Below are 22,807 nucleotides of genomic sequence, written 5' to 3' on the forward strand. Positions count from 1 at the left end.
CTTTTTTTGTTGCTATAATTTTAATTGGCTTAATTCTTATAATCTAAGGCTATAATTTACCCTGCTGGATGTTTCCAATTCCCGCGATAGGATCTTTTCAACATTTTAGTAGCCTCAGGATCGTTCAAGCATGTTTTCGTTTTGGGATCATACTGAACAGGTCGTTTTAATTCCATGGAAATATTTGCCAAGATACAACTGGAACTAGAAATGTGCCCTTCTTCAACATCCGCTACTGGTAAATGGTTATTATCAATTGCCGAAAGTAAGTTTTGCATTTGACGGCGAGTAGCTGGAGCAGCATTCATTTCTATACGTGGTTCTTTTTCATCTTCCGGGTAGGCTTCGCGTTCATAGACTACGTCTTTAATAATGCGTTCTCCTTTTCCGACAGGTATAAACTCGTATTTCATGGTTGATCCTTTAAGGGTTCCTTTTTCCCCATAAATGATGAATGCCCAAGGGTAATCTGGGTCGGCAAAGGTACCCCAAGTTCGATGTTGCCAAACACAGTTTAAATCCTCGTATTCAAAGATTGCGGTTTGGGTATCCGCTATATTGGATTTACTATCTTTTTGCAAATAAATACCTCCACTAGCAGTGATTTGCTTTGGCCATTTTAACTTCAACAACCAGCGAACCGTATCAAACATGTGTACACACATATCGCCAGTAATGCCATTGCAATACTCCATATAAGACCTCCAACGACTATGTGGAGATCCATCATAAGGACGCATTGGCGCCGGACCTGTCCATAGCTCATAATTTAAATGCGTGGGTACTTCTTGCACTTCCCGTTTGGCATTATCTCGCATATGGTAATAACAACACATGTCTACATGAGATATTTTACCTAAAAGACCTTTTTCGATGATGTTTTCTTTTGCATCAATCATATGTGGTGTACTACGGCGTTGGGTGCCTATCTGTACCTTTTTATTTAATTTTCGAGCAGTTGCAACGATGGCCTCCCCTTCTAAAACATCTCGTGATATGGGTTTTTGTAAATATACATGCGCCCCAGCCTTCATTGCCGCTATAGCCTGCAAGGCATGCCAATGGTCAGGTGAACCAATAACAACTAAATCCAGTTTATGGGCTTTTAATAAATCGCGATAATCTTCATAGGTTTTAGGGGTATTCTTAGATTTCTGCTTCTGCGCGATCAGTTGTGCTGCTTCCTCCAAATGTTTTTTATCTACATCACAAACTGCAACAACTTCAACATCAGCAACTTGGAGTAGCCGAAATAAATCGCTCTTTCCATACCATCCAGCACCGATAAGTGCGACTTTGCGTGGATTATTAGTACTCGAGTTGGGTATTTTTCCTTGCAATAAGGAGGCGGAAACTAAGGTGCTTGTACTTAAAATAAAGGTTCTTCGATTCAGTTCGATTTTACTCATCTTAAAAAAGGTTTATTTATGGTCATTTGTAGATGAATACAATATACTGAAATCTACAGAGATACGATGCATCGTCCTTCAATTATTTGATAAAATTACCTGCTTCATATACGTTTATTGGAAAAGATCGACTAATTTGAACGCTTAGGTGCTATCACGTAGCCATATGCTTTAGCAGTTTCCTCTTGTAAAGCCTTCAATTTGCCCATATATTCTTCCTCAAATTGTGCAATGCCTTTTAAATTTTCAAATTCATTGTTGATTTCTTCAAAACTGGATTGGCTATCTAGGTACTCAAACCGAACCATGGAGGACTGCACAATTAACTTTTCAATGGTTAAAAAATCAATTAATGCTATTTTAAGTTTATCTAAATCTGAGGCATTTTTATACCTAAGCACCTCCAATTGCTTGCGCTCAAGATATTCAAATAGTTTTCTATTTATGAAGGATAGCTTATGGAAGGTCTTGGTTTCTTTGTATTCTACGGCTTTATTACCCCATTCAACGCCATATTGATAGACCGTATCTATCACTTCCACCATATATTCATTAAATTTCAAAGCGTCAGCTTTTTCTTTGTCGGTTTTTTGGGCATAGGCCATACTGAAACATGCCAACAACAACATGGACCAAAATATCTTTTTCTTCATAGTATTGGGTTTAAATTCTCGATAAATGTAGAATAAAAGTCCTGTTTGAAAAATACCTCATTTAAGGTAATTTTCGAGAAAATTATAAGCTAGAACTACTGATAAATAGTACTTGTAATTATAGTGTCTGATGTTTAGGTTAAACTAAACAAAGGTTTTTTATCGTCACTCTATTATGTACCTTTGCATCATGTCAAAAGAGGGATTAATATCACAAGATACCATTATTGCTTTAGCAACTTCTCCTGGTGTGAACGGGGCTATCGCAGTGATTCGATTATCAGGTTTGGAAGCTATTCGATTGGTAAATGAGTTGTTTAAAGGGAAAGATTTATCTAAACAGGCTTCTCATACTATTCATTTTGGTACGATTCGGGATGCTGAACAGATTATTGATGAGGTGCTGGTGAGTATTTTTAAAGGCCCGAACTCGTATACGAAGGAGGATGTGATCGAAATTTCGACGCATAATTCCAAATTTATTATCGAGCGTATTATCCAATTATTGATTGCCAAAGGGGCGCGTGCAGCTCGTGCGGGTGAATTTACACTGCGTGCATTTTTGAATGGCGGATTGGACCTTTCGCAAGCGGAGGCTGTAGCGGATTTGATTGCTTCTAATTCTGCTGCTTCGCACCAGATCGCCATGCAACAAATGCGTGGTGGTTTTTCGAATCAGCTAAAACAACTTCGTGAAGATTTGGTAAACTTTGCCTCGCTCATTGAATTGGAACTGGATTTCGGTGAAGAGGATGTGGAATTTGCTAATCGTGATCAGCTGAAAGTATTAATCGAAAAGATTTATTCCGTGATTCGGAAATTGATCCTTTCTTTTGAACAAGGGAATGTGTTGAAAAATGGCGTTCCTGTAGTGATTGCAGGTAAGCCCAATGTGGGGAAATCAACTTTATTGAATGCATTACTCAATGAGGAACGTGCCATCGTTTCAGATATCGCTGGTACAACACGGGATACTATCGAGGATGAAATTAATATTCATGGGGTTACTTTCCGGTTTATTGATACTGCAGGTATTCGAGAAACATCGGATGTTGTGGAAGCTATCGGCGTGGAACGTACGCGCGAAAAAATGCGCTTAGCACGATTGATAATCTATTTGTTTGACCCTACTCAGGATGTGCTGTCTGAGGTTCAATCGCAAATTGAAGAGGTTCAGGATTTGAATATCCCATTTATCACAATTATTAATAAGGAGGATCTGCTCTCTCCTACTCAGAAATCTACCTTTGAAGTGTTAAAGCCTTTGTATATCTCGGCTAAGAATCAAACGGGAATTGAGGAATTAAAAGATGAATTGCTGAATCAGGTGAATTTAGCAAATTTCAATTCCGAAGATGTGATGGTTACGAATATTCGTCATGTGGAAGCATTGAAGTTAACTCATCTTGCCCTGGAAAAAGTGTTGTATGGAATTGATAATCCAGTGACATCGGATTTTTTGGCCATGGATATTAGACAGGCACTACACCACCTTGGCGAAATTACAGGTAGCGTTACAACGGATGATCTATTGGAGAATATTTTTAGTAAGTTTTGTATCGGGAAGTAAACCTTGACTACCTTAACAAAATTATCAAGCATCACCTCGTTTTCATGAAGGACATTCATTCCTTTCGTAACGAATTCAATTGGCTCACTGTAAATTACTTGTTGCTCTTTTAAATGAGGACTTTGTACAATTGCGCTCAGGAATATTTTTATTGCTCACCAATGTTCCACACACTATCTTTCAAACCCGTATTTGAAAAATATCGCACACTGTCATTAAATGTAGGTATCCCCTTTTCACTCCAGCAAACACCCATATTTTGAATACTAGATGGGCTAAGATCTTGTATAGAAGTCTCGATTTACAAATCATCAAAACCCAAAAGTCTATACTTAGTAATCGATATTTTTGGAATAGATTCTGTGTTTTTTTTTACAGGAATAAGAAAATATAAGAACCTACCATAGAATTAAATAATTAGTAGTCAGCAAAGGATAAGCCTTAAAAGTCTTTAAACTACTCATAATCAAGGTTATTTTTTTCAGGTACAACAAAATGGTTAACTCAATTTACCCATGATTTATCCAAGAAGCAAGCGTATAAAAAAAATCAATCACTTTTACAGCGGGGTTAAAACATTAGCACATTACCCAAGACAGAAGCGTATCTAGCTGTAGTCCAACACTTACAATTATTTCAATCTTTCCATGTTCCTGCTTTTTTATAAATTTCATTCCTTTTATTTGTACTACACTAACAAACCAATTAAGAACAATTGACTTACCTCAAGTCACTTGTTGTTATAGTATAAATTAAAAAACAGCAGATGGAAAAAGGGAAAATTCTGATTGTAGAAGACAATAAAATTCTATTGACGATGATGCGTAGCTTTTTAGAGCGTGCTGGATTTGAAGTAAAAGTAAACATGAATGGTAAAGGAGCTATAGAGTTGATCAACACAGAGATGTATGACCTCTTTATCATAGATATTATGTTACCCTTAATTAGCGGCATTGAACTAGTGCATAGCATTCGTCAGAGTCCATTAAATGCAGAAGCAAAAGTGATAATTGTTTCTGATTTCGCAGATGACAGCACCATACACGATGGTTTTCGAATAGGTGCTAATGATTTTCTAAAAAAACCAATTACACCCAATGAATTGGTAACAAGAGTTAATCATCATTTGAGTTTAGTCTTAGCTTAGTTTCATAAAATGAACATAGCTTAGAACACACATTAAGTACGATTTACCTAGAATCACAAATTATAAAAAAGGCAGCCATGATCTTGATCTGGCTGCTTTTGTTTTAGTGTACATGTTTAATTTGAATTATAGGTTAGCTCTATCTTAAATTGCTAAACGAAACATTCATACTTAAATAATAAACTCCCATTAATTTTTCATTCCAAAGGAACAAATGAGATAAAACACAAAACTGATCCAATTGCCAACGGAATTCTAAACACCATTTAGAAGAAGATCATCAACCTTAGGTTTCATAAGTAGATTAATTCCCAATACCTATAACCTCACTCCTACTTTAAAGACTTTTTTACAACTTTATACACGCTCATTATAATTGAATAGCAAATTCTAAAAATCAGCTGGTATTCTAAGATCCATCGAAATAATTCAATGAATCAAACAACTAAACAATCCAGCTTTCAAATTAATCCATTAGCTATCAAAAGATTCTTAGCATAATTGAATAAGACCAGAAACTGCTAATCCTTAAATTTCAAATAAGATAAATACGGCAATGTTTTATAGGTGATTCAAAGCCTCTAGTAAATTATTTGTAAACAAATTGTTTGTAAAAAAATACTCAACACATGAACAATAATATTCAATATAAGGTTGAATTTTCCTATCCCTATGAAGTATTTCATTTTATACGGCTAGAAAATTGTTTTTCATAAACTTACCTCGAATAACTTAAGAATTAAGCTACCCTAAAATCTTATGAACGATTTACAATTATATACCCAAAAATAACTCTTTCTATTTAGTCAGTTTCATTAACGAATTCCCAACATTAAATCCCAAAATAAATATCACCATTAATAAAACAATAATGAGTATGATGTTTATTGCATTAGACTTCTTCATATCCCAAATTAGTACACCCTAAAAACTGAAAGATAACAATAATAAAAAACACATCGCTAATTACTTGATCACAATCTTACATTTCGAATAAGCTACCTAACCCATGTTACAATAATTAACGTTACCACATAGAAAAACCCATGTTTAAACAAAAAAATTAAATACTGATTTCAACTATGTATTCGACTACCGATTACCAATAAAAACAGCTATTTAACAATAATTCAACCAGTTAAATAGAAATTCACACAATTCCATTCAATAAATATTAAACCAATATTATAAAATTACTGTTTCAAAGCATGATGGCGCAGGATAGTTTAAGTTAATATTAACCATAGATTTAAATTATACAATAATAAACATAAACTGTATCTGAAACTTAAATAAGTAAAGAATTTTAGTGGAAAGGTTTCATTTCTATTGGTCTAAAAAAACCATAGAAATTCAATATTAAGTATCAACTCATAACCAACACCAGCTCTTAATGGAATATGACCTATTCCAACTACAGGATTTGGCTATACGGTCATGCACTATGAGTTCCGGTATTTATCCATTAGAGCTTTGATTATTTTTTTTAACACGAATAAATTATGATTATCAACAGATTTGACCTGAGCTTATCGACCCTATCCATCCTTTCGTATAGAATTTGGACGTTCATCCATCAGAACGTTGTCCTTACTATTCAAATTAATAATCCTAGAAAGCAACTCGTAAAATTCCACTGAGACGAATTCCATATATTTTTTCACCTTAAATTCTAATGCTAATGAACCTATAAATCGCTCTCAAAAAACAACTAATAAATAATCAAAAGTAAAATTTTACAACAATTTAATTATGAGAATAACCAATAACAAAAGTTTACCATTGCTCCTCGCCTTACTTTGGACTCTGCTAGTCTTTCCAGCCCATGCGCAAGATTTAAAAACTATTAATGGTACGGTAAGTAGTACCGAAGGACCACTATCCAATGCCACTGTAACTTCCATTTCTACAGGAAAATCAACAAAAACAGATGCGGCTGGACAATTCCGTTTAAATGCAGCTTTAAACACCCAATTACGAATAAACTTATTAGGTTACAAAGAAGTCCTAATAACCATCAATTCCGAAAATCTAAGCATTTCTTTAGAGAAATCTACTGAACAAATAGATGAGGTCGTGGTGGTCAGTTACGGGACACAACAAAAATCTAAAATTACAGGAGCCATTTCCGAGCTAGATGCTTCCAAAGCGAAGGATTTACCCGTTGGTCAATTCACGCAAAAAATTCAAGGACGAATTGCTGGTGCTCAGGTAACCCAAATTAACGGGAGACCAGGACAAGGTATGGCCGTTCGTATCCGTGGATCAGCATCTATGAATGCCGGAAATAACCCTTTATATGTAGTCGATGGTCAAGCAATTACAGGAAATATCAATAACATCAACCCCGATGAAATCGAAACATTCTCGGTATTAAAAGATGCTTCCGCGACTGCATTGTACGGTTCTCGTGCAGCAAACGGTGTAGTACTTATTACCACAAAAAAAGGTAAAGGTGAGGGTGTCTCCATCGATTTCTCCAGTTATTATGGTGCTCAATATCTTCCCCAACGTGGACGTCCTGATGTGATGAATGCGCGTGAGTTTGCCACATGGCAAAAAGCCTTTTATGAAGATAAAATCAAATATGAAAATTGGAAATTACCAGCCACAGGTATAGCAGAAATTCCTGAAGATTACCGCAATCCTGAACAATATGGTGAAGGAACGAATTGGTATGATGTTTTATTCCAAAATGCAGCTCCTATCCAAAACTATTCATTATCGGTATTAGGTGCTGGTGAAAAATTCAATGTTGGCGTTACAGCTGGATATTTTAATCAACAAGGTATCTTACTAAATACAGGCTACCAACGTTACTCTTTTCGCGCAAATACGGAATACAGACCCAACAAACGACTAACCTTAGGATTCAATGTTGCCCCATCCTTGCAAATGGACCATAACACCTTACTTAATCTGGATGGACAACGTCAAGTAATCGATGGTGCCTTTATCACAAGTCCTATTTCTCCAGCTATCAACCCAGATGGGTCTTTACCGCTTACGACCAATACCTATGGTATGTTTGCCAATCCAAACTGGTTAAGAGTGTTGAAAGAAAAACAAGATAATTACAAACGCTTTCGAATTTTAGGTAATATATCGGCCAAGTACAACATTTGGGATAACTTAAATTTTGCTACACGTGCCGATTATGATTTAGGTAATGATGTCTTACAAAACTTTACACCATCTACAGCAGGCGGTGGACTCTTTGTTGCGCCACCACAATTAGCTACTGGGGCCTATAATACGGCCAATTATTACTCTTGGTTAAATGAAAATGTTTTTACGTACAACAAATCTATTGGTGACCATAACTTTGATGTATTAGCGGGTTATACTACCCAACGTTATATGACTCAAGGAGGATGGTTAAGTAAAACAGATTTCCCGAATGATGACATTCCATGGCTATCTGCTGGTGCTACCGTAACTGGTGCGGGAAGTAATACGGCCTCTTGGACCTTAGAATCCCTGATCACAAGGCTAAACTACGATTATCAAGGTAAATACTTATTGTCTGCAGCGATGCGTAGAGACGGTTCCTCTCGCTTTGGAGCCGAAAAGAAATGGGGATCTTTCCCTTCCGTATCCGTAGGATGGTTAGTATCTAATGAAGATTTCTTAAAAGAAAATGCTACAATTTCTCAATTAAAATTGAGAGCTAGTTATGGTATCGTAGGTAACAACAACATTGGTAATTATACTTCTATTGCCATGATGGGTGGAACAAATTATACGTTTAACAACATATTAAATCAAGGTCTATCCATAACTTCCTTAGGAAATACCCTCTTAAGTTGGGAGAAAACCGATCAATGGGATATTGGTTTTGATTTAGCGATCCTTCAAAACCGCGTTCAATTCCATTATGATTACTACCACAAAGTTACAGACGGCATGTTATATCCTGTTGAACTACCTCGTGCTTCTGGATTCTCAGCCATTTCCACCAATATTGGTACGTTCAAATTCTGGGGACATGAACTATCCATTAATGCGAATGTACTTCAGCGCAATGAGTTCTCATGGGATGCTGACTTCAACATTAGTTTCAACCGCAATGAGGTGGTAAAATTAGGAACTAATAATACACCTATTGGCGGATATAGCAATCAAGGAGATTTTAATAGAACTGAAGTTGGTCAACCTATTGGACAGTTCTATGGTTATATTTTTGACGGTGTATATATGAACCAACAAGAATTTGATGCTCAACCAAAACATCAATCTTCTAAAGTAGGAACAGCGCGCATGAAGGATTTGAATGCAGATGGGGTAATTGACATCAACGATAGAACCTTTATTGGAAATCCAAATCCAGATTTTATTTTTGGGTTCAATAACACTTTTAGATACAAAAATTGGGATTTAGGTCTCTTATTTACAGGATCTGTTGGAGCTCAAACCATGGCCGCTACATTCGAAAACTTAGAGAATATAGATGGTGTCTTCAATATGAGAAAGGAAATGCTAAACATGTGGAGATCGGAGGATAACCCTGGAAATGGACAGGTTCCTAGAACCTTAACTGGAACGACAGAATTATACCGATTTAATAACTCCCGTTGGGTCTATGATGCGGATTACCTTTCACTAAAAAATATAACCTTAGGTAAAAGGTTCCAAATTCAAACGGATTACATTAAATCCATTCGTCTATATGCTAGTGTGCAAGAAGCATTTATGTGGACCAAATACCCATACGCTAATCCTGAAGTAAGTACTAGCGGAAGTAATCCTTTAGCATTAGGAATTGACCAAACCGCCTATCCTATTCCTAGAACTTTCACATTTGGTTTTAATATTGGATTTTAATTAAAGAAAACATGAAACTTAAATATATATTTTTCGCAACAGCCTTAGCATTTACCTCCTGTTCTGATGACTTTCTAAACTTAACTCCAGACTCAGAACTTAGTGCCAATGACTTTTATCAAACCGAAGAGCAGTTTACTCAAGCTTTATCAGGAGTTTATCAAGTATTAAGAAGATCTGTAAATGAGAGCGGCTATTTAATGGGTGAAATGCGTTCAGACAATACCCATTACGATTATTACGCTCCTGATCGAGGAATTCATATCGTACGCAGGGAAAACATAGATGATATTCTTGATGACTCACAAAATCAATGGACCAATGATTATTTTAACAACAGCTATGTAGGTATCGCAAGAGCCAATACCATTTTAGATCGAATATCCAATGCTTCATTCGACCAATCTGTAAAAGACAGAATCATTGGAGAAACAAAATTCTTACGGGCATATTTCTATTTTAACTTGGTTCGTTATTTTGGTGAAGTACCTCTTTATTTAAAAGAAGTTAAGAAGGAAAGTGATGCTTTTTTAGGAAAGTCTTCTGTAGCGGATGTTTATAACCAAATTATAGAAGATAGCCAAGACGCCATTTCCAAATTGCAAGCTCCTACATTCCCTCAAAATGGGCGTGCAACTAAAGGTGCAGCTAGCGCTCTATTGGCAGAAGTTTATATGACGCGTAAAGACTATACTGCAGCATTGCCATTATTAAAGTCCATAACCACTATGGGGTATGCCTTGCTTCCGATATACGCAGATGTTTTTGAAACCAGCAAAAAAAATAGTACGGAATCTATTTTTGAAATTCAATTTATGATGGGCGACCAAGGCCAGCAAAGTATGTTTTCATATTGGTTTATTCCAAAATCTAATAATGTAGAATTAATCACTGGAGTCGTTTCGAACACCTTAAATTACGGAGGTTTTAATGTCCCAACTGATGATATGTTACGTGCCTATGAAGCTGGAGATGCTCGCAAAAATGCATCAATTGGAATTGCTGAAGGAATTATTGGCGCTGATGGAAGTTTTGTTATTCAAGCTGTGAAACCTAGTACAGGATACGTAACTCCTAGCGGTAAAACAGCGAAGCCTTTTATCAAAAAATACTTACATGCCCATAACCGGGAACGTAATACGGATGATAACTGGCCTGTTTATCGCTATTCAAATATACTATTATTGCTAGCAGAATGTTTAAATGAAACGGGTACCCCTACAGAAGCTTTAACTCATTTAAATACAGTACGTCGTCGCGCTGGAAGTACACTGCCATTAATCAGCACGACAGATAAGAACACGCTAGCGGATCTAATTCTTAAAGAAAGAAGAGTTGAATTGGCATTTGAAAATCATAGATGGCATGATTTAGTGAGAACTGGCAAGGCAATCGCGGTTATCAACGAACATGGAAAGGAAATGAAAGCTAAATATGGTTTTTTGGCAAGTAATTCCTACAATTTAACCCAAGAGCGCTTGATATTCCCACTTCCTTATTTGGAACTTCAATTAAATAAATTACTAACTCAGAACTCAGGCTATTAATTCCATTTTTTAAACATAAAAAACTGTTCCCTGTCTCACAACAGTGGAACGGTTTTTTTTATAATTTAAAGCATAGCTCCCTAAGACGCCAAGTAAAAACGTATACGGCCTGAATTAAAGGAAATATAACACAAAGGGCTGTTGGTTCAATTCATTCAACCTTGTTTCAACAAGGGACATACCACATTCTCGGAAGTATAGCTATACAACAAATTGTTGTCGAATTGATACGAATTAAATGCTCCTTATAAGGAATTCTTCCATCTAAGCAATAGTCAAAAAACAATAAATAATTTGCTATTTTAGGTAGAATGTAGTTTTTTAGATAGTTCAGATTGTGTTTTCATGCGTTGTAGATTGTAGATGGTTTACGTAATTAAAATAATTTAAGCATCAACATACGCTGATGAATAAGTCAAATAATAGTACTTTTCCCTAAGAAATTTATAGAATCTCGATTTAATAGGTGCCAATTCTTCCTGACTACGGCTATTAAAATTTAAATCCTCGAACCGTTTACTCCTGGCAAAGTTACCTCTCTCAAATTCACAAGCTACGCGCTCTTCAAGAAAAATAAATTTTATACGGTCGTTCTCCAATTTCATAATTAAATAGGACTTCATTGTTAATACTAGTTTGCAAACCATAAGTGTGATTTTATGGTTTAGGTGATTAAAAACTTTATTGCATATTTCAACTTTCAAGAATATTGGATGATGATGATTGGAAGATTTTCCAATTACAAAACGAATTGAATATGTATTCGTTTATTTGTGAAGATGTGTATTATCCAATACGCTTTTTCATTGTTAATTTTTGCTTTATTACTTTTACTAAAACAAACAATAAAACTATTCCCGCAAATTAATTTACCTTGATAATCTATAATTTAATTTTAAATAGGCAGTGTGATCCATAGTTTTATCTAGTTAATGATTTGGTACTCAAATTTAACCATTATATTTAAAATAACTAAAGATTACGTAGCTAACATTTAACTTTTTAGAAATATGTAGACAATCCTCTATAGCGTCGTAAAAAAAACTAATAAACTCATTCAAAGCTTGTTACAACACACACGACCTGACTTTGTCCTCAAAAGACTACTATATGACTATACTTTAAACCATGCCTCATGTTAACTAATTAAATCGATAAATTAAATATTAACTAAAAATATAGGTCATGAATTAAAAATCTAAATACTAGCTAAAACTTGACAGGCAACCTATGACAAGAATTTAACAATGGACAATAAAGGATGGGACTGGAATATAATTGACAACAAATTAGCCAGGTCGATCAAACATTCGCCAATTTGACATTTACTTATTTATATAGGTATAAGCTTCGTAATTCTTTGATTTTACTGGAATTTTTAATGTAATTCACTTTCTTATTCTTAAATATCATATAAGAAGCCTTTTTTTCACTATGCAATACAAACTGATAAAAACTTCTAAAATTAAGCATGCGTTGTTTTTGATCAGCGGTTTTATGATTATTTATATATTCAACGATCAGGTCATTAAATGAAAAGTGAACATTATAATCCTCATCATGGTACATTTCAAACAATGGAAAATCAAAATCAGCAATATAAATTGCATAGGACAATGCCCTATCTTCTCTTTCAATAACAAATCCTTTGAAATTTAATCGACAAATATCTATTTCCTCAACAAATATTAATTTCTTCATAAAAGCAATTTGGTCGCTGGTTTAGGTTGTTAGATCTAAATTTACAGAAAATATTCGAGCTGTTCAAGCCTTCCAACCAATAGCTTGAGAAAAAATTCGTTTATTGGCTTTTAATTATTTCATGGAAAGAAATCAAGCGTAAATAAGAAGGACACTTATCTATTTCCTTTGTCCAATTAGCACAGGAGGTAAATTGTGTATTTAAAAATTTATTAATATCTACTACGGTGGCGTGTTTGCCAAACACGATTTTTTCTGGATAAGTTTTTCCTAATAATTCTTGTTTTAACTCCTCGATGCTCATTTCTACAAATTTAGTATTATATGACAAATGGGAAATCTTTCAATAACAGAAAACCAATAAAATGGGATCCAATAATCCCTATCTTTTTTTGTTTTTCCTTGTCATCCTTGCCTTCAGACCACTTCCATAATTGTACGTCTTACTGTTACTTTCTTTCTTTTTATGGAAAGCTCCACCTCTACTTTCATCCAATTCAAACTTATCTTTTGAATTATCGGAAGGTTTGTAAATCAGTAAGTTTTCCGGCAAAGGCATAACACTAAATTTCTTCCCAAGCTTTTGTTCTACTTTTTTAAGCTCAGGCAATTCTAAATCAGTACTTAGTGTGATCGCCACCGCTTCTTCTGAAGAAGTTTTAAGCACTTGATTAATATAGTCCGCTTTATTTTCTGGAAGTTCAAAATGAAATATAAATGGAATACCTGATAAATCGATTCGATTCGATAATTCATTGGCTATTATGAGTACCCTAGCTTTTGGATTTTGCTTAAAATCTTGAATGCTGTGCAATTGAGTTTCTTCGGATGGTTCCGGTAAATATACAGATGCTTCTGAGTTTTTCACTTGCAAACGTTCCAACAGTGTTTCTGAAGTATATTTACTATTTACGAATATGACCAATTTATCAAAAACATCTTCATCATGCAGTAAGCTGTTGATTAAATTAATTTTTGTCGTAAAATTCGGAACTTGATACAACACGAGTTCATGAGTATCTAATTCCTCTTCTGCTAACTCTTCTACTTCCACCAATGTAGCGAAAGGCATAAAAGGATCGATCATGAGATGTAGCTTCTCATGTTCCACACTACTAAAAGATAAATATTGTACATCACCACAACTTTGCGCTAATTCCCGAACATTCGTCTGCATCCCTTGCTTCACAATTTCTTCCGCATCGTCGATAATAAATGTTTGAATACGATTCAAATTAAGTCCTAACTTAAGATAAACTGCACGAGCACGATTAGGGGTAGCGACAACAATATCTACACCACGAACTAAATCTTCAATTTCTTCTTCCATACTTCCACTAGATTTTAATCCCATGATGTGTAAATCCTTATTTTTGCTGATCGTTATAAATCGATCCACAATTTCAGAAATTTTATCATCATTAGGGGCTAAAATTAATACTTTAGGAGCATCGTCTTCTGAATATTTCAAGCGCATCAACACGCCTAACACATAAGTTGTAGTCTTTCCTGCACCCTCAGGCGCAATACCTATCACACTATGACCACCAATAATTCGAGAGAGTATTTTCGTTTGAATTTCTTTAGCTGTGAAATAGCCCAGCTCTTTCATATTGGATTGAAGACGCTTACTAAGTTTTAATTTTTCTATAGCCACTATGGATGTATTATTTGAATAAGAAGCAACAAAGTTATAAAAATAAAATGGCTGTTCGGGATTATTTCGTGGGATTCAGCATAAGCAAATGGTTTACTTCTTGTTTGTAATGTCATTTAAATAGTGAAAATAGTTAATTACACTATCTTCAATCAAAGACACTGACACCGAACTATTTAAATCATAACAAGCAAAATGTCCTGAATAACACGATTTTACATAGTTAAACGTAAGTTCAAAAGGCCTTAACAATTCCTCTATAGTGTATTTACAAGTTCCATCAGGTCCATATGCTAACTCTTGAATCCCTACAGTAATCGCGATGTGTATATATTTTCCTGCCATCGCATAACCACTGTTTGAGCCGTAAGCCCAACCATAGGTTAATACCTCATCCAACCATTTTTTTAATAATGGCGGACAGTTAAACCAGTAAAACGGAAATTGTATAACAATGAAATCATAAGCACTCAATAATTCTTGCTCGGCAGGTATATTAATTTTTTCATCAGGATAAACTTCCTGAAGATGATGAACCTTAAACCTAGCGGAGTGCTTTTTTAATTCTTGAATCCAACGTTTATGAACCCTAGAATTCTCCAAATTTGGATGATCAACAATAACCAATATTTCCATAATCGCGCCATTAACTAAGCTGCTAATGTAAGCGATTAGTTAGATTAGCAAACTGATAATCCCAAATGATGAGCAGGCAACTAACCTTTCACTTACGTAAACAACTCTAATTCTGCTTTATGCACTCCATCGGGAGTTGTATAAAAAGGTCTCCCTTCAATAATCGCATGTTTCTGAGGATCAACACCTAAAGCATGATAAATTGATTGATGTATTCGTTCTATCCGAATCGGCTTTTCAATCGTTTTGCAAGGCCGCTCATCCGAAGTTTTACCATAAACATTTCCCTTCTTGATACCACCTCCAAACATTAAGATCGAACAACCATCTGTAAAATGGCGATGCATGCCATAATTCTTGATATCTTGAATCACATCTGGTTGTTCAACCTGATGTAATACCTCTGCTCCTGGCCTTCCTTCCATCACCATATCTCGACTAAACTCACTCGCTAATATAATTAATGTCCGATCCAAATGACCCGATTGATCTAAATCCTTAATCAATTGTGCGATAGGTGCATCAATTAATTTCTTCATATCTTTCGCTCTTGTGTGTCCATTTTCATGCGTATCCCAACCCATAAAAGGTTCGTATTCTGAAGTCACACTGATAAATCGCGCCCCTTGTTCCACTAAACGACGAGCCATTAAACAGCCTAAGCCGAACTTACCGGTATTGTAAACAGCATATTTTTCTTTAGGTTCTAACGATAAATCAAAGGCTTTAGATTCTGGAGATTTCAATAAAGCATATGCCTGCTCCATAGATCGTTTAAAAGATTCCTTTTGATAATCTGAGCCAAATTCACCGATTGGATTCTGCTGTAACAGCTCCGTATAAAGTTGATTTCTACGTTCAAATCTAGAAAATGACATGCCTGCGGGAGGTTTTACCGCATCTAAACCTGAAGTCGGATCTGGAATCATAAAAGGACCAAATTCACTGCCTAAAAAGCCCGCTGTATGAAATGCTTTTAATTCTTCCGCTTCCCCAACACTCATACGTTGTCCAATATTAATAAAGGCTGGAATAACCGGGTTTTTTGGCCCTAATTCCTGAGCAATCCAAGAGCCGATATGGGGTGCTGCTACCGTTTGTGGGGGCTCGTAACAAGTATGCCAATGGTATTGATGCCGAGAATGAAGAATATGCCCCAAATCTGCCGCCATATAGGATCGAATTACTGTTCCTTTATCTAAAACAGAGGCTATGGATTCTAAACCTTCTGAAAATTGAATCCCATCTAAGGCTGTAGGAATAGATTTAAATGTACTCAACACCTTATTGGAATCCAAGCCTTTCTCATACGCTGTAAAACGCTTAGGATCGAATGTTTCTGTATGCGCCATTCCTCCAGCCATCCATAATAAAATTACGGAATCGGCCGTTGAATTAGCACTCTTCTTGCATGATGATAAAAATCCAGCCAATGGCGAACCAGCTGCTAATGCGGCCATAGTACCCATGCTCGCAGATTTTAAAAAATCTCTCCTATTCCAATTACTCTTCATGTTTTTTCAAATTATTTTCCTCGACACTTTTCGCTCAACCTACCCCTATTTTTCCTTAATAATGCTTGTTATTCCCAATATAGCCTCCACTTATTCAATAAACTGGAATTCCGGAAGTAAAACGATAGCCCATAACAATTCCTGAACAGCGTCTTCCTTCACTTCATTGGCAAATAATTTAAGCGCTACTTGACGCTCTGCATCATTTACATTTCTTCCTAAGGTTTGCAAATATATGGCCTCAACCAAAGCTTGAGGATTAGTAAATTTCGTAACCCATTGTTTGGATGCCTGAACTAATGTTTCATTTAATTTTGTCCCATTGGTCAATTCCATCGCTTGTAACAAGGTCGCTTGCCCTTCCCGTACACTGGTGATGTTTTCACGACTTGGCCTTCCTAATGCCGTTAAAAACGGATCATTTTGCACCAAGGCTGCTCGCACAAAATTGGACGATTGCAAGTATGCTTGTGGATCACCAAATGGATTATATTTCAAAGCTGCCTCTCCATATAATGGATGCACCAATTGACTTACTGCATCAGCAAATTGTTCTGCAGTTAACTTCCGTTTTAAATGACCGTTAAATACAAATTTTTCCGAATTAATACTACTTGGATCTTCTACTATACTAGAAGGTAGTTGATAGGTTTTGGATGTCGCAATCAAATAGATTAATTTTTTGATATCATATCCTTCATCCACAAAATGTACAGCTAACCAATCTATTAAATCTTCACTCCATGGTTTTTTGTCCATTTCATCGGTTGGAGAAACAATTCCTCTTCCTAACATTTGAGCCCAAACTCGATTCACAATGGTACGGTATAAACGCCCATTACTTGGCAATGTTAGCGAGTCTGCCAATTGTTGCGAGCGTTGCTGAACATTAAATGCTTTATTTACACTTCCCAATTCCGGCCAAAGCAATCTCGTATCTGCCATTTTCCCAGTGGGCACATCACAGCGATTAATTTCCAAGGCGGTCTCAGAAAAAATATTTGCAAAGGCATAAGCATCATCCAATTTCCAATCACTCACAAAACTATCATGGCAAGAAGCACATTTCAGGTTTACGCCTAGTAGTGCTTGGGAAACATTTTGTGCCGCTTGCATAGCTGTCGTTTGACTGCTATTGACAGCTCCACGCCATTCAATACCCTTTATAAAACCTTTTGATTCTTCCGTAGGATTCAATAGTTCCTTGGCAAATTGTTGATATGATTTATTCGTTACTAAGGATTGGTATAACCAAGCTGAGATATTAAAACGTCCATTTGTGATATACCCTGTTCCGGTATAATCATTCCTTAATAAATCGTTCCAAAAAGTAGTCCAATGGGTGGCATATGCATGATTATTAGAAAGCAAATCCGTAACCAAACGTTCTCGCTTATCCACTGCAGGATCCGCTAAGAAACGCTGAATATCTTGTTCACTTGCAGGTAATCCTATAATATCAAAGTATACACGACGTAGATAGGTACGGTCATCTACACTTTCAGGCCACTGAATTTTATTCTTTTTAAAGTATGCATTCACAAGGAGGTCAATTGGGTTTGTCAACCCAGCTTCGGCCGCTGGCAATGTGACTAGCCTTGGCGCCAATGGTGCTACCCTAAAAATACCTTTCGCCTGGTCTGGCCATGGAGCACCTTGGTTAATCCATAATTTGATTACTTCAATTTCGTTTTCACCTAACTTTTTACCCTTAGTAGGCATCGCTTCTTTATGACCTGCCGGAAGCGTAATCCGACGAACTAATTCACTCCCCTCTGCATCACCTGGTTGGATAACCGCTCCAGATTCTCCTCCCTTAAACACTAAATCCTTCTCATCTAAACGCAATTCTCCTTCGGTCTTATCGCTACTATGGCATTGATAACAGTGATGTGCAAAAATCGTTCGTGCGGCTATATTTAGATTAACCTGCTGTTCTAAACTTAAGGTGTCACCAGGATTTGTGGTAAAGGAAGCTAAGTCAATAGTGGAGGCTGGCATCCCTTCCGCAAATTCAGACAATTCATCCTCATCGCTAGCCCAAGGTGTTGTACTCAATAAATACCCCTCTCCATGCGTTAAAGAGCCACCATAATGTCCTGTTAAAAAAACACTAAATACCGCTAGAAATAAACCTATACGGTAGACTATTATCAGTTTATTTTGTTTGTATTTTAAAATAATCCACAAAGAAATTGCGGTAATTCCAGACATAATGGCGGTACTTATTCCAAACCATTGATGCCATTCAAAATTTTCACCAGCGTAACTTCCCGTATTACCCAATATCAACCCTAACACCGTCGCAAATATTGCCCCAGCAGTACCTATAAATACCATCCAATTGGTCCCTGTCCGAAGATTTGATTGAAATCTACCAATTTTGGATATTTCCATTATTCCACCAATAACAATTAATGCAATAGGGAAATGGACTATTAATGGATGCAGTCGACCAAGAAAAACCCAAACCCACCAAGGCTCAGCATCTTCGACTGGTATTTCATTCGTTGATGCGACAATTTCTTGTGCATTAACTAGCGAACTGGACAATAGCAATAGCAACAAAAAAACTAAGTTTTTTCTATGAGGAACAGCATGAACACACTGAAAAAGTTTATACATGATTGGTTTATAATAATATTATAAGGACTTGTAAAGATACCGAATATCTTAACAAAGACTATCCTGCACTTACAGGTCACGAACCTAAAATGCCTATCCCATTCATTAGACTTCTCCTAATAATTAATAAATAAACTTTAGAGGATCCAAAATCTGAAAAACGTGAGGAAATTAATAATTAAATTATTGATTTATTAAGCTAAAATTGCGCGGATATGTATTATTTATTTACCAATATCTTAAAACCTTTTTAAAATAATAAAGCTTGAGTCAATCGGGCGATCGCTCAAGCTTTAAAAAATAACCTCTTATGAGGTAATCAACCTAAACCTAAAACAAAGGTAGAAAATTTCTTTCAACATTTCAAAATATATTTATGTAATTAAAGGGAGAACTTGAGTATAAAAATATTAACTAACTAGAAATCAATTATTTATAATAACAAAAAAGGTTTTCAAACGGGGAGAATGAAAACCTTTATAACCAATTATAAACCTAAATTATGATGACACAAAGATAGTGTACAATTTACACATATGCAAATATTTTTTAATTTTTTTTCAGTCTTCCTAGTTTTTACTTCCTATAAAGAATATTGTATCTTTGTCCTTATATCATTTACATTATGTTTACTGGAATAATTGAAACCTTAGGTACCGTTCAAAAAATTGAAAAAGATCAAGAAAACATACACTTCTATATCTCTTCGAATATCAGTAATCAACTTAAGATTGATCAAAGTGTCGCTCATAATGGGGTTTGTTTGACTGTAGTACAGGTGGAAGAAAACATACATCAAGTAACTGCCATCAAGGAAACTTTATTGAAGTCAAACTTAGGCAACTTGCAAATCAACGACGAAGTCAATTTAGAACGCTGTACGAGTGTAGGAGATCGCTTAGATGGACATATCGTTCAAGGGCATGTAGACCAAACGGCAATCTGTATCGCAAAAGAAAACCAAAATGGCAGTACCATTTATACCTTTGAATATGAAACTAACATGGATCATATAACTGTAGAAAAAGGTTCTATTACTGTAAATGGAATTAGCTTAACGGTTATTAATTCATTGACCAATCAATTTTCAGTAGCCATTATCCCCTACACCCTAGCACATACGAATCTAAAATGGATAGAAATAGGATCTACTATCAACTTGGAATTTGATATTATAGGCAAATACGTCGCTAAATTACTTTCTTTAAGAGATTAACTTTTGGAAGTAAGAGATACCTTTTTATAAAGAAAATCCAACCACCTCTTTCTTTTTCTTGCTTTTAAATCGTTCTGGTACGATTTGAAGAATCTCCTGCTTTAATATTTGAATCGCCTGCTTTTTCACATAATTATGAGGTGTGACTAAGCTAATCTCACGTACGGGCTCTGGACTCTTAAAATAGCGAACATGTTGCAGCTGATCTTCATCATAGGTCGCAATACTAAGCTCTGGTAATATGGTTATACCTCCATTTAAATCCACCATGCGTTTCAAGGTTTCTACACTCCCTGTATTATAATCAAATGTCCCTTCCTTGGCTTGGTTATGTTTAAAATTACAGATGTTCAAAACCTGACCTCGCATACAATGACCTTCATTTAACAACCATAACTTTTCCTCAGCAATTTCATCTGTATTTAACAGTTTCTTTTGAGCTAATTTACTTTGGTCAGACACATAAGCTACAAACGTTTCATAAAATAAGGGATACTCTTTGATAACAGCATCATGAAGCGGCGTCGAAATAATTCCACAATCCAATGTACCAAGTTTCAATTCAGTTATAATTTGTTCGGTGGTATATTCCCAGATCTGTAATTTCAATTTATCATACTTCTTTAGGAAATTAGAAATCACCAATGGTAATAAATAAGGTGCTACGGTCGGTATCACTCCAATTCTTAATTCCCCGGTTAACTCCCCTTTTTCGTTTTGCAACAACTCTGCAATCCGTTTACTTTCCATCAAAATGACTCTAGCTTGAAGAATAATTTTCTCCCCTATTTCAGTCGGAATTACCGGTTGACGGCTGCGATCAAAAATCTTCACACCTAAAGAATCTTCTAATTTTTGAATCTGCATACTTAAGGTTGGTTGCGTGACAAAACACTTCTCTGCGGCAGCAACAAAGCTTTTATATGTATCTACAGCAATAATGTATTCCAATTGAACTAAGGTCATCCTATAAATTTTAACTATACAAATGTACTAAGATTAACCAGCTTATAGTTATAATTTATCCGACAAATACAGGATTGTAGAGGACCATGTTTCGCTAAACTGATCTAGTTTAAGCAGATTAGCTATGGTTATTTTGAGTATGTCGAAGTTCTAATTCAAGAATAATATCCCGTTTTCTTCCTTCCAAAAAGGATAAATTACCAGCAACAAATACACCTTTATCACCCGTATGTATATTTCTAATTCCATATACGGATGACTCATCAGCAGGATCAGTGAGGCCTTCATATCGATATAAATAATCAATAATATATTGTTCAGCTTCGGATGCTAAACCATCAAATTCGATGTTGAAATCGATGCTATACCCTTTGCTTTGTAAATCGGCAATCGCCTGACTCGTGGTAGCGTATTTATGTGATGTCTTCATATCAACGAGTTTTTTCTTTTTAAAACAAGTAACTTTGCCTATTGTTTGTTTTTCAATAGCAATCTATACATTTAAAGTATTATGGCATTTATAGCTCCAGCACCTGAATCAAGCCCTTCAAAGGCTTTTGAACGTTTATTAACCGTACTCAATACCTTACGTTTAGAATGTCCATGGGACAAAAAACAAACGATGGAATCTTTAAGACACCTCAGTATCGAAGAGATGTACGAATTGGCCGATGCCATATTAGAAAAAGATATGCAAGAAATCAAAAAGGAACTCGGTGACCTACTGATGCATTTGGTCTTTTATGCTAAAATTGCAGAGGAGCAAAACGAATTTGATATAGTTGATGTATTGAATTCCATCTGTGACAAACTCATTCATAGACATCCACATATTTATAGCGATACGGAAGTAAAAAATGAAGATGAAGTGAAGCAAAACTGGGAAACTATTAAACTTCAAGAAGGAAACCAATCCGTACTAGCCGGAGTACCTAAGAGCTTACCAGCCTTAGTGAAAGCTTTTAGAATTCAGGATAAAGTTCGCGGAGTAGGTTTTGATTGGGAAGATAAAAAACAAGTTTGGGAAAAAGTGGAAGAAGAATTGGCCGAATTTAAACAAGAATTTGATATTCAAGCTGACGATATCATTAGTGATAAAGCAGAAGAAGAATTTGGAGACCTGTTATTTTCTTTAATTAATTATGCAAGGCATATTGGAATCAATCCTGAAAACGCATTGGAAAAAACGAATAAAAAGTTTATTTACCGATTTACTTACTTAGAAGCTAAAGCAAAAGAATTAGGAAAATCATTGCAGGAAATGTCTCTTGCAGAAATGGATGTTTTTTGGAATGAGGCAAAATTGTCTAAAACAAAATAATATCAGATAAATTTCTAATTT

General features: G+C 35.5%; 17 protein-coding genes. 6 read left to right on the top strand and 11 right to left on the bottom strand.

What is annotated here, in order from left to right:
- Positions 1–56 precede the first annotated feature (56 nt).
- Positions 57–1,409, bottom strand: coding sequence for a Gfo/Idh/MocA family protein (locus tag ACFRAE_RS12825; RefSeq protein WP_422797563.1), 1,353 nt, complete (start codon positions 1,407–1,409; stop codon positions 57–59).
- 131 nt (positions 1,410–1,540) lie between these two features.
- Entirely contained in the window at positions 1,541–2,062 is a 522-nt protein-coding gene (locus ACFRAE_RS12830) for a hypothetical protein (protein ID WP_422797564.1), read from the bottom strand.
- Positions 2,063–2,252: 190 nt separating this feature from the next.
- Between ACFRAE_RS12830 and mnmE the strand changes: the two genes are divergently transcribed.
- From mnmE to ACFRAE_RS12850, 4 genes are all read left to right on the top strand, one after another.
- The gene (gene mnmE / locus ACFRAE_RS12835; protein ID WP_422797565.1) at positions 2,253–3,632 is read left to right on the top strand and encodes a tRNA uridine-5-carboxymethylaminomethyl(34) synthesis GTPase MnmE; all 1,380 of its coding nucleotides are present in this window, start codon (positions 2,253–2,255) and stop codon (positions 3,630–3,632) included.
- A 766-nt stretch (positions 3,633–4,398) separates the two neighbouring features.
- Entirely contained in the window at positions 4,399–4,779 is a 381-nt protein-coding gene (locus ACFRAE_RS12840) for a response regulator (protein WP_422797566.1), read from the top strand.
- 1,752 nt (positions 4,780–6,531) lie between these two features.
- Positions 6,532–9,603, top strand: a complete 3,072-nt coding sequence (locus ACFRAE_RS12845) for a SusC/RagA family TonB-linked outer membrane protein (RefSeq protein WP_422797567.1) — start codon at positions 6,532–6,534, stop codon at positions 9,601–9,603.
- An 11-nt stretch (positions 9,604–9,614) separates the two neighbouring features.
- The gene (locus ACFRAE_RS12850) at positions 9,615–11,150 is read left to right on the top strand and encodes a RagB/SusD family nutrient uptake outer membrane protein (RefSeq protein WP_422797568.1); all 1,536 of its coding nucleotides are present in this window, start codon (positions 9,615–9,617) and stop codon (positions 11,148–11,150) included.
- A 386-nt stretch (positions 11,151–11,536) separates the two neighbouring features.
- On the opposite strand, the gene ACFRAE_RS12855 is transcribed toward ACFRAE_RS12850, so the two are convergent.
- The 7 genes from ACFRAE_RS12855 to ACFRAE_RS12885 form a co-directional block, all read right to left on the bottom strand.
- Positions 11,537–11,755: a hypothetical protein gene (locus ACFRAE_RS12855; RefSeq protein ID WP_422797569.1), complete on the bottom strand. Its 219-nt coding sequence runs from the start codon at positions 11,753–11,755 to the stop codon at positions 11,537–11,539.
- Positions 11,756–12,479: 724 nt separating this feature from the next.
- Positions 12,480–12,851 carry a hypothetical protein gene (locus ACFRAE_RS12860; protein ID WP_422797570.1) on the bottom strand — a complete coding sequence of 124 codons (372 nt, stop codon included), beginning with the start codon at positions 12,849–12,851 and terminating at the stop codon, positions 12,480–12,482.
- A gap of 100 nt (positions 12,852–12,951) precedes the next feature.
- Positions 12,952–13,155, bottom strand: coding sequence for a DUF6965 family protein (locus tag ACFRAE_RS12865; protein ID WP_422797571.1), 204 nt, complete (start codon positions 13,153–13,155; stop codon positions 12,952–12,954).
- A 78-nt stretch (positions 13,156–13,233) separates the two neighbouring features.
- Positions 13,234–14,508, bottom strand: a complete 1,275-nt coding sequence (locus ACFRAE_RS12870; protein WP_422797572.1) for a DEAD/DEAH box helicase — start codon at positions 14,506–14,508, stop codon at positions 13,234–13,236.
- Between the two features lie 93 nt (positions 14,509–14,601).
- Positions 14,602–15,144, bottom strand: coding sequence for an NAD(P)H-dependent oxidoreductase (locus ACFRAE_RS12875; protein ID WP_422797573.1), 543 nt, complete (start codon positions 15,142–15,144; stop codon positions 14,602–14,604).
- 92 nt (positions 15,145–15,236) lie between these two features.
- Positions 15,237–16,658, bottom strand: coding sequence for a DUF1501 domain-containing protein (locus ACFRAE_RS12880; RefSeq protein WP_422797574.1), 1,422 nt, complete (start codon positions 16,656–16,658; stop codon positions 15,237–15,239).
- Between the two features lie 90 nt (positions 16,659–16,748).
- Positions 16,749–19,283, bottom strand: a complete 2,535-nt coding sequence (locus ACFRAE_RS12885) for a DUF1549 domain-containing protein (protein ID WP_422797575.1) — start codon at positions 19,281–19,283, stop codon at positions 16,749–16,751.
- A 625-nt stretch (positions 19,284–19,908) separates the two neighbouring features.
- On the opposite strand from ACFRAE_RS12885, the gene ACFRAE_RS12890 reads away from it, so the two are divergent.
- Entirely contained in the window at positions 19,909–20,499 is a 591-nt protein-coding gene (locus tag ACFRAE_RS12890) for a riboflavin synthase (protein ID WP_422797576.1), read from the top strand.
- Between the two features lie 24 nt (positions 20,500–20,523).
- Here the strand turns inward: ACFRAE_RS12890 and ACFRAE_RS12895 are convergent, their stop codons facing one another.
- Both ACFRAE_RS12895 and ACFRAE_RS12900 read right to left on the bottom strand, forming a co-directional pair.
- Positions 20,524–21,465 (bottom strand): hydrogen peroxide-inducible genes activator, encoded by a 942-nt coding sequence (locus ACFRAE_RS12895; protein WP_422797577.1) that lies wholly within the window; start codon positions 21,463–21,465, stop codon positions 20,524–20,526.
- A 118-nt stretch (positions 21,466–21,583) separates the two neighbouring features.
- Positions 21,584–21,895, bottom strand: coding sequence for a hypothetical protein (locus ACFRAE_RS12900; protein WP_422797578.1), 312 nt, complete (start codon positions 21,893–21,895; stop codon positions 21,584–21,586).
- Positions 21,896–21,976: 81 nt separating this feature from the next.
- On the opposite strand from ACFRAE_RS12900, the gene mazG reads away from it, so the two are divergent.
- Complete coding sequence (gene mazG, locus ACFRAE_RS12905) at positions 21,977–22,786, top strand: nucleoside triphosphate pyrophosphohydrolase (RefSeq protein ID WP_422797579.1); 810 nt, start codon at positions 21,977–21,979, stop codon at positions 22,784–22,786.
- Positions 22,787–22,807: the final 21 nt, after the last annotated feature.

The organism is Sphingobacterium sp. HJSM2_6, from assembly GCF_049316305.1.
Lineage (GTDB): Bacteria > Bacteroidota > Bacteroidia > Sphingobacteriales > Sphingobacteriaceae > Sphingobacterium.